Raw genomic sequence first — 12,162 nt, forward strand, 5'->3', positions numbered from 1 at the left:
TCGACAGATTGACCGCAGACCATGAACATGGCTTAGCCAAAAGTTTTATACCGATAACACGGGGAAAAAACTATGAATATCTACTTAGATTATTACAATACCTACGGCCCTTCAGGAAATATCTATGTCCGTTGTCTGGGGAACCCTCATGACTGCAAAATAACTTACCAGCTATATAGAGAGAATAAGCGGTTAGAGACTACTACAGCAGAGGGTGACGAACTGGTGGTTTTTAATTATAACTCACCAGGTTGTTATACTGTTCATGCTGACATTTTTTGCGACCATGCCGCTAAGCGACACTTGATTACCGATGAGATAAAACCGGTTCCGTATGATTTATTGCCACCACCCATAGTTGCAATAAAATCATTGAAAGGGCCACTGGCATTGGTACCGAATCAACAAAATGTATTGGTGGTTAAATTCATCAGCGGTGGATTAGAAAAACTAAACCACGAGCCATCCTTACGGTCACCCATCTACTATCAACTGAGACATGGGATTCGTTTTATCCCCTTTTTCAGTAGGCGAGTGATTGATAAAGTCAGCAAATACAGCCCAGAACTTGCAACGTTACGCCATCTTTATAAAGTTGAGCCTGATATTGACAATCAACAGTTGCTTGATCTGGCCAATGAACTGCAGAACCTCGACGATGTTGAATATTGCGACTTATTAGGTAAGGTGATTGACCAAACGCCAATTCCGGCACAGCCGCCGATTGTGGCCGAACCCCCGGTTCCAGCCAATACCCCTACGCCAGATTTTACTTCCCAGCAAGGCTATCTCGATTCAATCCGAGGACTCAATGTCAAGGGCGCTTGGGATCTTGGTGCCACTGGGCAAGGAATAAATCTTCGGATGGGGGGCTCCGCAATTGTTCCCGAACATGAGGACTTATCGGGGATCCACATCATAAGTAATGGTGTGGGCCTCGCCACTGACGCTGACACGGCAGGCGCGGGTGTTATCATGGCGCGTAACAATGACGTTGGCATGACCGGAATTGCCTATGATGCTGACACCTATTATTATCACCTGTATTCAGGGGGCATAGGCCAATTTATCGAGGATCTTTTGCCTGGAGATGTCGCCTGTAACCCCTTAACCTATTTCGTGAATGTTAATGAAAATACACTCTACTTACCGATACTTCATCATGTTGTATGGTGGGATATTTATGGTAGTTTGGTCAGTTCTAGTGTCGTCTTGGTACTTCATGCTGGCATGGGTATTCCAAACGGTGTGGATTTAAGCCATTCCGTGTTTGAAGACTATGGTGACAATGGCGTTATCCTCGCGGCTGGGAGTGATCCTCAGACAGGCAGAAGATTACCCATGGTTAATTTTAATTTGCGGAATTTTGTTAATGTATGGGGAAAATCCGTAGCCAGCTGTGGTTATGGCGACCTGTTTAACCCTGATAACGATGTCCGTCGTCAATATACTGCAAGCTATGGTCTTAGCGGTACGCCTAGCATGGCAGCCGGCGTATTGGCAGTACTTCAATCTCATGTCAAAAAACACTACAAGATAATATTTAATAATTGGCAGATGCTGATGATTCTAGAGGTTACCGGTTCTCGGGAAGGGGTGGCCGATTTAATTGGCTTTAGGCCCAATGTGTTGGCGGCCATTAGTTATATTGATCGCATATTAACACTGACGCCAACAACCATTGCCCCTTGGGACGAACATGCCGTATGTTACTTGCCGGGGACCGCAGTGAGTTTTGACGGCCGTTTGTATGCCTGCAAACGTGAGACAATTTCAAACCCCGGCCAGCCGCCCAGTACGTTACCCGGTTTTTGGTTTGTTTTCGGATAACATCAGCTTTTCCAGGCAGACTGACCAGACGCTAATTCCGGCCAGTCGATCTTAATGTTGCAATGCCAAGATATGCTGAAAATATCTGCCGAGATCTGCATTAAGCATACTGGCCAGCGGATTGATGCGGGATCCTGGCAAATCGAAATCGCGGGTCTGAGTACTTTTCCTGCGTCAGGCATGGCGCGTAGCTCAAGGATGCATTGAAGGTAAGCATGACGGTTGAAACGCATTGAATGCATGACTGAATCTTAAAACGCCCGTTTTTATGGCATTGATAGATATAGATGGTATTATTACATCAATAATAAATGCTTGCGTGGGCCATCGGGTTGGTGCTCGTTGGTAACCGGCAAAGCGCGCGGAGCCAGATAATAATGACCAAATATGCCTTAGTGGGTGACGTTGGCGGTACCAACGCCCGGCTGGCGTTATGTGATATGGATAACGGCGACATTTCCCATATTCATACCTATTCCGGACAAGATTACGATACCCTTGAAGCGGTGATTCGTCATTATTTGACAGCGCAAAAAGTGGAGGCTACCGAGGCCTGTATCGCCATTGCCTGCCCTATTACCGACGATTGGGTTGATATGACCAACAGTGCCTGGGCTTTTTCCATCAAAGCGATGAAAGCCAGCCTGGGACTGGCCACATTAGAGGTGATTAACGATTTCACTGCCGTTTCCATGGCCGTGCCCATGCTGGGTGAACGCGACATCATACAGATTGGCGGTGCCGCTGCCCAGCCGGGCCATCCAATCGCGGTTTACGGCGCCGGTACCGGCCTGGGTGTTTGTCACTTGTTACAGTTAGATAAACGCTGGATCAGCCTGCCGGGTGAAGGTGGCCATGTAGATATGGCCACCGGCAGCGAGGAAGAGCAACAGATCCTGGCGGTACTGCGTAAGGAGTTGGGTCATGTTTCTGCCGAGCGTGTACTGTCGGGACCGGGACTGGTAAACATCTATCGCGGTATTGTTGCCATCGATGGCCGCACGCCGCAACTGTTAAAACCCCATCAGGTGACGGAACTGGCCATTAACGACAGTGATGATGATTGTCGTCGCGCATTGTCGTTGTTCTGTGTACTGATGGGGCGCTTTGGCGGTAACCTGGCGTTAAATATGGGCACCTTTGGCGGCGTCTATATTGCTGGTGGGCTGGTTCCACGGTTTCTTGAATTCTTTCGTTCGTCAGGATTTCGCGCTGCTTTTGAGGATAAAGGCCGCTTCAAAGATTACCTGCATACCATTCCAGTATTTTTAATTTCCCATGAACAGCCTGGGCTGCTGGGGGCCGGCGCGCATATGCGTCAGAAAATGGGCATGGTGATCTAATCCGCGGTTAACCGGCCGCGCTGGAACGCGCGGTCAACACCGGTGGGATAATGGATTTGCCAGTCATAAACGCATCAGTTGCCGAAAGGCCTTGACCTTACTGCGGCTCACCGGTACTTCAAAATCCAAATCGCTTAATCTCAATAGGTAGGTATTATTAAACCAGGGTACGATCTCGCGGATTTTCCCCAAATTCACCACATAAGATCGATGGCAGTGAAAAAAATTGTCCTCTGGTAGGCGGACGCAAAATTCGGAAATGGCCATCGGCATAATAAATTCCTCACGACGGGTATAGACGATGGTGACCTTTTCTTGTGCCGCTGCGTAATAAATATTATTGATATCCGTGACGATGATGCGCTCATCTTTCATCAGGTTTATCGAATGGCTGACACGTCCAGATGCTGCTGGTGCACTGTTTGGCTCGGAAAGGCTGTTCTCCTTAGATAAGGCTTCCAGCTTTTGCAGCATGGTGACGATGCGCGACTCCTGATAAGGTTTAAGAATATAATCAAACGCCTCCAGTTCGAATGCTTCCACGGCATGCTCTTTATACGCGGTGATAAAAACAATATGCGGCTTATGACTAAACTTACTGATATTTTGCGCCAGCAATACGCCATCGAGCGAGGGGATATTAATATCCAGAAATATCACGTCTACGTCGTGGTGCTGTAGATAACGCAACACATCGAGTCCGTCGTCAAGTATGGCGTCAATGGTCAGACTACTGTGTTTTTGAATTAAGAAACGCAGCTCCTCCTGGGCCAGGAACTCATCTTCAACAATGATGGCTTTCATCGTGCCTCACAAACAAAATCAATTGGGGCGATAAGCGATGTCATGCCGCTAATCGCCGGTCGGCCAACGAGATATAAAACCAAATTTCAGTACCCGGTTCCAGGCGACGAATATGCAGTCCTTCACCGTACAGCAGCCGTACCCGGTGATGCACATTTAATAATCCAATCTTATTGGCGGGCAGTTCATTCCGCTTTACCTGGTCGATAACCTGTTCGCTAATACCACTGCCGGTATCCTTCACGGCGATGCGAATACGGTGCTCACCGTCAGGTTTCACCGAAATAACCACGACGCCTTTGCCCCTGCATGGCTGGATCCCGTGTACGATAGCATTTTCCACCAGGGGCTGGATCAGCAGACTGGGAATGTTAAATGACAACTCTTCGTCGATATCATAGATCACCGTCAGTTTGCTACCAAACCTGGCCTGCTCGATGGCGATATAATCTTGTATTTGGTAAAGCTCTTTTTTAATGTTAATGTGCGCGCCATCCAGTTCCAGGTTGTAGCGTAGATAACGGGAGAGATTAATAATCAACTGACGGGCCGTGTCAGGATTAATTCGGATTGAGGATGAAATAGCATTAAGTGCATTGAATAAAAAATGCGGGTTAATTTTACTCTGCAGTGCACGCAGTTCGGCCTGATCGGCCATTTCCCGCAGTTGTTCGATGCGTGACACCTCAATTTGTGTTGAGATGATCTGTGATAAGCCGACAGCCATCACCTTGAGTGAATTGGTGATTTGATGAGCATGGCAGTAATAAATCTTCAGTGTGCCGGTCACCACGCCTTTTTCCCATAGTGGAATAATGATTAACGAATGAATTTGTGGGGTACGCTCGGCCTCATCGTTATTTTTTATGGTAATTTTCCCACTGTGGATACTCTCTTTGGTCATTTCGCTGATGATTTCATGACCGATATTATACAGCTCCGCGCCGACACCAACGTAAGCAAGAATATTATGCTCATTGGTAATGGCCACCGCATCTGCCTGAATATCGGTACGGATAATATCGCAAATCTGGTTCAGCGACTGGCTGTCGATATGACGAAAATAGGGCAGGGTCTTATTGGCAATATCCAGCGCCAACTTGGCTTGCCGGGCGGCAATAACCTCCTTTTCATCCTCGACACCTTGTACCAACAGCACAATCATGCCGATACTCACCCCGCCGAAGATCATCGGCACGGCAATTTTTGATACAATATCCAGCCCCAAAGACATGGGCTGCGCATACAGGATAACCAGTAGCATGGTCAGGCATTCACACAGCATGCCGCCGATGATACCAATGCCCCAGCGATGTTGTTTTATCACTTTTAACTTTATATAACCGGAAACAAAACCTGCCACGATACTGCTAATCAGGCAAGGAACCGAGGTCGGACCGCCCATGTCGATCAGGTAACGATGAACCCCGGCGATGGTTCCGGTGGCAATGCCAACCCAGGGACCGAACAAAATGCCACCTGACATCACCGCGATAATGCGCACATTAATCAGTGATCCTTCAACCGGGATGCCGGAATAGGTACTGAAAATGGCGAATAGGGAAAAAATAACCGTTACTGCCAGCAACTCCTGGCCGGTATGCTGCTCTTTTTGCAATAACTCGCGAAACGTGCGGGTGCGGGTCAGCAAAAATAGACAAATCAACATCAGCGCCGCCCGTTCATAGACGGCCAGCAGCATATCAAAATTTTCTTTCACAACCCGATCCCGTTAACAGATAAAGCAACGGCCCCTACTATAAGCAATAGCCCGCTAATGTGCCAATCAAGCTGCGCTGTCGCCGGTGCAATGACCTGCTTTATGGGTGTTTCAGACATCTTTATTTAAAATTCTCTCAACATATTGAAAACCACCGTCTAACCAGGTAGGTTATTTATCAGGCCCACTGGGCTAACGTCGCTCGGATGGTCCGGGCGCTAACGTACCATGAGGATATTATGGCTACTTCCGGTTCGCCACGGCGTTTTACTCGCATCGATCGCCTTCCCCCCTATGTGTTTAATATTACTGCTGAACTTAAAATGGCTGCGCGCCGGCGTGGCGAGGACATTATCGATTTCAGCATGGGCAACCCCGACGGACCGACGCCGCCCCATATTGTGGAGAAACTCTGCACCGTCGCCCGGCGCGAGGACACCCACGGCTACTCTACCTCTCGCGGGATCCCGCGTCTGCGGCGTGCGATTGCCCAGTGGTATGCCGACCGCTACTCAGTGCAAATCGATTCTGACAGCGAAGCAATCGTCACCATCGGTTCCAAAGAAGGGCTGGCTCACTTAATGCTGGCTACCCTCGATCACGGTGATACGGTGCTGGTGCCTAATCCCAGCTACCCGATCCATATCTACGGCGCGGTGATTGCCGGTGCCCAGGTGCGCTCGGTACCGCTGGTGGAAGGGGTGGACTTCTTCTGCGAACTGGAACGGGCGATCCGTGAGAGTATCCCCACCCCCAAAATGATGATTCTCGGTTTCCCATCCAATCCTACCGCCCAATGCGTCGAACTCGATTTTTTTGAACGGGTCGTGGCGCTGGCGCAGCAATATGGTGTGCTGGTGGTACATGACCTGGCTTATGCTGATATCGTCTACGACGGCTGGAAAGCACCCTCAATTATGCAGGTCCCGGGGGCCAAAGACATCGCGGTTGAGTTTTTTACCCTGTCCAAAAGCTACAATATGGCGGGCTGGCGCATCGGTTTTATGGTGGGAAATCCGGAGCTGGTCAATGCGTTGGCGCGGATTAAAAGCTACCATGATTATGGCACCTTCACCCCGTTGCAGGTGGCCGCCATCGCCGCGCTGGAAGGCGACCAGCAGTGCGTGTTGGATATCGTTGAACAGTATCACCAACGACGCAATGTGCTGGTGCGTGGCCTGCACGAGGCCGGCTGGATGGTCGATACCCCGAAGGCATCAATGTACGTTTGGGCCAAGATACCTGAACATTATGCCAACATGGGATCCCTGGAATTCGCCAAAAAAATGCTCGCGGAGGCGAAAGTTTGTGTTTCGCCCGGCATCGGCTTCGGTGATTATGGTGATACCCACGTGCGTTTTGCCTTAATCGAAAACCAGGACCGTATCCGGCAAGCGGTGAGGGGAATCAAAGCGATGTTTCGCGCTGACGGCATCGTAATACCCTCTGCTAGCAAGGCGGTAACTGAATAATCCCGCCAATCGGCATCGTAGTTCGGTGCCGATGTTGTTGTTCACCTATCTATCTAGCCTATTACCCTCTCTTTATGTCTACAGCTTATCTATATAGTAGATAATACTTACCGTTCATAATATATTAACTTTGCTACAATAAGGGTAATACCCTTTGTGCCGTTATTAATCGCATGAAATGTGGGCAGTTGCTCATTCTACAGTAGGATTCCTATGAAAAATCTTGTCATTGATATTTTAAGAAAATTGGCTAAAACTGAATCTGCAGCCAAAGAGCTGACCGCCCAGGTGGAAGCACAGTCACTTATTATTGCTGCCTTGGTCTTGACCGTTGGCAAAGGCAGCTCATCAGTCATGTCCACCAATATTGAAAAAGCCATCTTATCCGCCTCCAGTGCCAGCGAGGCGTTTTTACAATCCGACGTTGACCTGCTGTTGGCCCACTTTGTCAGGTTGATATCCATTTCGCAATTTGTGGAAGTTAACGGCGACGATTAAAACATCGGCGGACGATGAATGCCCAAGCAGGCCGTTAACCCAGATTGGCGGCGGCGGCATGGCCGCAAGATCAGGGCTGGGTAGCTACCCAGGGAATTTGGCACCCAGCCAAAGGTTTTAGATACCTGAGCGTCGCCAACCGTTGTGCGCGCGGGAATATAGCCAAATACCATAAGTTACGCCTTTATCCTCAATGATATTTCATCCAGATATTAAGATAACCATGGCGTAGGTGTTCTTGTTCCCAATCAAAAAATGGCAGTTTATACAGTGAATAACGATGTCAAAGATCACCCCACTTTATAAGCAACCATGTTGAGCTAATTAAGCACTAATTATTAATGCCTTAATGCATATTTTCAAGCGGATAAATAACAAAAGTTAGTGTTGAGTTAAGGTAATTTTATTGTTATGTTTGAGTAAAGAATGGATGTTTATATTTAAAAATGATAAAGGCTAGTTAATGAAGAATGATATAAAAAGCTAATAAACTAAAATATTTAATATCATTTTTACTTAATAAGTTTTGTATGATCGCTAGATAACAGCGAGTGCATTCTTATTTCTATTTGAGTAAAGGTTGCGAGTTATTGAGTGTCACCGAACGCTCGGTAGCGTATATGTTAAAGATAACAAAATCTAGTTTAAGTATAGGCAATCGTTGGATAAACAACCAACTTATTATCATAGGAGAAATAGTATGAATGGAAACGACCTGGTACCAGAAATAACGCTACCCAAGTCGATGTTGACTTTATTTGATCAGATGAAAGAGCCTTATGGCATCAAGGATTTTGAATCACGTTATGTGTATGCTAATAAGGCAGTATTAGCACTTTATGGCGTAAAAAAAATGTCAGAAATAGTTGGAAAAACGGAGATGGAAATTAACTCAAAATTGGTTGAATACAATGATGCAGGAAAAGAATTTACTCGCCAGGATAAAATAGTCTTTAGTACCGATCAATCGTTAAATTCTTTGGAAATCCATCCAGAGGCTGTGGATTACCCGTATATAGCGAATAAAGTACCTTTTAGAGATATCAACAATAAATGTATAGGTGTATTAGCCTATGCGAAAAAACTAGAAGTGTATTCCCTTAATGACTATGTTAAAGGCAATATGCCAGGTTCTTTGTTATTAAATAAACCCGACGATTTTTTCACCGAACGCCAGTGCGAAATCATGTTTTACCGTTTGCAGGGGTTAAAAGTAAAAGAGGTGGCCAAACGGTTAAATTTAACCGAAAACACCATCAATAATTATATGCAAACATTGTATGATATGGCAAATGTTAACAATCTCAGCGAATTTAAGGAGTTTTGTGAAATGCGGGAATATCATCGTTATTTGCCCAAACGGTTCTTAAGCAATCAGCACATTGATTTTGGCAGTTCTATCATTTAACCGGATCCAGGAAGGATAGGATGAAATGACATGCACCCTGATGCTATTGTTATAAAAAATGCAAGAGGTCGTGTGTATCACCGAACTCTCGGTATTGTAAAATTAAATATAAAAAATCAAGTGTTAAGTGTTAAGTGTTAAGTGTTAAGTGTTAAGTGTTAAGTGTTAAGTGTTAAGTGTTAAGTGTTAAGTGTTAAGTGTTAAGTGTTAAGTATAAACAGTCTTGGAATAAAAAACCAACTTATTATCAAAGGGAGAATTATTATGGATAAAAAAGACCTGATACCAGAAATAACGTTACCCAAGTCGATGGTGACTTTATTTGATCAGATGAAAGAGCCGTATTGCATTAAAAATGTAGAATCGCGTTTTGTATATGCTAACCAGGCAATGGTTAATTTGTTTAGAGTAGATAACATTTCTGACCTCATAGGTAACACGGATAAGGAAATAAAATCAAAATTAGTAGAAGATGAGGAAGTTGCCGGGGAATTTGTTCGACAGGATAGTCTGGTGGTGAGTTCAGAACAATCACTTAACTTACTTGATATCCATCCGCATGCGGTCGATTACCCATTTATAACAAATAAAATACCTTTTAGGGATATCAATAATGAATGCATTGGGGTATTAGTTTACGTGAAAAAACTAGAAGTGTATTCCCTCAATGATTATGTTAAAGGAAATGTGCCAGGCTCATTGTTATTAAATAAACCTGACGATTTTTTCACCGAACGCCAGTGTGAAATCATGTTTTACCGTTTGCAGGGGTTAAAAGTAAAAGAGGTGGCCAAACGGTTAAATTTAACCGAAAACACCATCAATAATTATATGCAGACTTTGTACGACATGGCAAATGTTAACAATCTCACCGAATTTAAGGAGTTTTGTGAAATACGGGAATATCATCGTTATTTACCCAAACGGTTCTTAAGCAATCAGCACATTGATTTTGGCAGTTCTATCATTTAGCCGGATCCGGGAGGGAGAGGATGAACGGACATACATCCATTCTGATGCTATTGTTATAAAAAATATGGGTGGCCGAGCATCACCGAACTCTCGGCATTGTAAAAATTACAGATAACAAAACTAAGCATTGGCAGTCATTGGGTAAAAAACTTATAATTAAAGTGGGAATTATTATGGATGGTAAAAGCCTGATACAAGAAATAACGTTACCCAAGTCTGTGGTGACGCTATTTGATCAGATGAAAGAGCCTTATGGCATTAAAAATTTTGAGTCACGTTACGTCTATGCAAATCATGCATTACTCAAAGTTTATGGTGTTAATAAAGTGTCCGATCTTGTGGGTAACACTGAGAAGGAAATAAAATCGAAACTGGTTGAGCCTGAAAATACTGCTTTAGAGTTTATTCGACAGGACAGGGTAGTATTTAATTTAGATCAGCCACTTAATTCACTCGAGATCCACCCGCTTGCAGTAGATTACCCTTATCTCGTAAATAAAGTACCCTTCAGAGATATCAACAACAAATGCATTGGGATCTTAGCCTATGTGAAAAGACTCGACGTGTATTCCACCAACAATTATGTTAAAGGTAATATGACAGGATCGTTATTACTTAATAAACCAGATGATTTTTTTACCGAGCGGGAGTGTGAAGTGATGTTTTATCGGTTGCAGGGCATGGCGCCGGCGGCCGTTGCATTGCGACTGGGGTTATCCGAAACACGGTTTAGCCACTGTATGCAAGGGTTATACCTTAAGGCAGGGACAGCAAATTTTGATGATTTTCAAGCATTTTGCGTAAGTCGTTTTTATCATCGTTATCTACCGGCTAAATTAAGGACCAATAATAAGATTAATCTCTCCGTGGTGAAATAAAAAAGTGGGCATAACAAGATGACCAATATTTTCGCCTACAATCGTTTTTTACCTGAGTTAGCCCCTCGGCATTTTCCGTGTTTTCGCCTTGCGGCAACGTGAATTATTTAGTTAAATGTGACTAAAAAACTAGAAAGTAACGTTGTTGTCACCAAAATTTGACGTTATTTTAAGGAGGTATAATTTACTCTATCAAAAACATAAAGTTGCAATAGGAACCACGCTATGATTGATGAGCATATCATCCCTAATATGATGATTTCCCCTACGCTAACATCGCTGCTTGATCAGTTTACTGAACCCTATGCCATAAGGGATAGGTATTCACGTACTGTCTACGCTAATGAGCCGATGCTGCGAATTTATAAGGTCTGTCGTAAAGATGACGTCGTGGGGAAACTGGATAAAGACGTGCAGTCATCTTTAATGGCTTATGATAACGTTCCGGATGAATGGGCAATGCAAGACCGGTATGTTATCAACACTAAGGAGAGCATGAGTTTTTTGGAAGTTCACCCGCGTAGCCAGGATTATCCCTACATTATCACAAAACTACCCTACTATAATGATGAGGGGCTATGCTCGGGTACTGTTGCCATCATTAATGTATTAACCACCTATTGTTTAGACGATTTTATTACCGGTGATTTGCCTAGTTCGATGTTATTAACCAAACCGGATGATTTTTTTACCGAAAAAGAGTGCGAGATCATGTTTTATCGGATCCAAGGTATGAAATCAAAAGACGTTGCGCAAAAATTGGGTCTATCGGAGAATACTATCTGTAATTATATGCAATCATTATATTATAAAACTGGTGCCAGGCAACTTGAAGGTTTTAAACTGTTTTGTAAAGGACGTAATTACCATCGTTACTTGCCTAAACGTTTTTTAAGTCATCATGTTAATGGCTATAGTAATCTAATCACCTAAGTTATAAAGCTTATATTGTAAGATGTTGACATATAGATCCAGGGTCTTTTATTACTTAGGTTGTTAAACAGGTTTATTTTCCTATTATGATATAGGCAGTGAAATAGGCTGTAGTATTGTAATGTACATATAATACACTCATTAAGGTGAATGCTGTGATGTTATCTTATGATGCGGCGCGTTGTGGTTTTGGTTGGCGGTAGGCGTGGGTAAATCCGGTGGCTGGCTTTGGAACCGGATTTACCTTCCAACAGGGATAAAGAGTATAAAATGGTAACTTGATCACAAAGCTGGAAAGAATCAT

At 44.4% G+C, this 12,162-nt stretch carries 10 protein-coding genes; 8 read left to right on the plus strand and 2 right to left on the minus strand.

Going from position 1 to position 12,162, the window contains the following annotated elements; genetic code table 11:
• Nucleotides 1-72: 72 nt before the first annotated feature.
• Complete coding sequence (locus SJI19_RS00720; protein ID WP_323476335.1) at nucleotides 73-1,830, plus strand: hypothetical protein; 1,758 nt, start codon at nucleotides 73-75, stop codon at nucleotides 1,828-1,830.
• Nucleotides 1,831-2,141: 311 nt separating this feature from the next.
• Entirely contained in the window at nucleotides 2,142-3,173 is a 1,032-nt protein-coding gene (gene glk / locus SJI19_RS00725; protein WP_323476336.1) for a glucokinase, read from the plus strand.
• 63 nt (nucleotides 3,174-3,236) lie between these two features.
• Here glk and SJI19_RS00730 read toward each other — a convergent pair whose 3' ends face one another.
• Both SJI19_RS00730 and SJI19_RS00735 read right to left on the minus strand, forming a co-directional pair.
• Nucleotides 3,237-3,977: a LytTR family DNA-binding domain-containing protein gene (locus SJI19_RS00730; protein ID WP_323476337.1), complete on the minus strand. Its 741-nt coding sequence runs from the start codon at nucleotides 3,975-3,977 to the stop codon at nucleotides 3,237-3,239.
• 40 nt (nucleotides 3,978-4,017) lie between these two features.
• Nucleotides 4,018-5,679, minus strand: coding sequence for a LytS/YhcK type 5TM receptor domain-containing protein (locus SJI19_RS00735; protein ID WP_416347481.1), 1,662 nt, complete (start codon nucleotides 5,677-5,679; stop codon nucleotides 4,018-4,020).
• Between the two features lie 257 nt (nucleotides 5,680-5,936).
• Between SJI19_RS00735 and alaC the strand changes: the two genes are divergently transcribed.
• The 6 genes from alaC (at nucleotide 5,937) to SJI19_RS00765 (ending at nucleotide 11,858) form a co-directional block, all read left to right on the plus strand.
• Nucleotides 5,937-7,169, plus strand: coding sequence for an alanine transaminase (gene alaC / locus SJI19_RS00740; RefSeq protein ID WP_323476339.1), 1,233 nt, complete (start codon nucleotides 5,937-5,939; stop codon nucleotides 7,167-7,169).
• 213 nt (nucleotides 7,170-7,382) lie between these two features.
• On the plus strand, nucleotides 7,383-7,667 hold the full coding sequence (gene iraP / locus SJI19_RS00745) for an anti-adapter protein IraP (RefSeq protein ID WP_323476340.1): 285 nt from the start codon (nucleotides 7,383-7,385) through the stop codon (nucleotides 7,665-7,667).
• 700 nt (nucleotides 7,668-8,367) lie between these two features.
• Nucleotides 8,368-9,075 (plus strand): LuxR C-terminal-related transcriptional regulator, encoded by a 708-nt coding sequence (locus SJI19_RS00750; protein ID WP_323476341.1) that lies wholly within the window; start codon nucleotides 8,368-8,370, stop codon nucleotides 9,073-9,075.
• Between the two features lie 264 nt (nucleotides 9,076-9,339).
• Nucleotides 9,340-10,047 carry a LuxR C-terminal-related transcriptional regulator gene (locus tag SJI19_RS00755; RefSeq protein WP_323476342.1) on the plus strand — a complete coding sequence of 236 codons (708 nt, stop codon included), beginning with the start codon at nucleotides 9,340-9,342 and terminating at the stop codon, nucleotides 10,045-10,047.
• Between the two features lie 173 nt (nucleotides 10,048-10,220).
• Nucleotides 10,221-10,925, plus strand: coding sequence for a PAS domain-containing protein (locus SJI19_RS00760; RefSeq protein WP_323476343.1), 705 nt, complete (start codon nucleotides 10,221-10,223; stop codon nucleotides 10,923-10,925).
• Between the two features lie 225 nt (nucleotides 10,926-11,150).
• Nucleotides 11,151-11,858, plus strand: a complete 708-nt coding sequence (locus SJI19_RS00765; RefSeq protein ID WP_323476344.1) for a LuxR C-terminal-related transcriptional regulator — start codon at nucleotides 11,151-11,153, stop codon at nucleotides 11,856-11,858.
• Nucleotides 11,859-12,162 lie beyond the last annotated feature (304 nt).

The sequence above is a fragment of the Acerihabitans sp. TG2 genome (genome assembly GCF_035013185.1).
Lineage (GTDB): Bacteria > Pseudomonadota > Gammaproteobacteria > Enterobacterales > Enterobacteriaceae > Acerihabitans.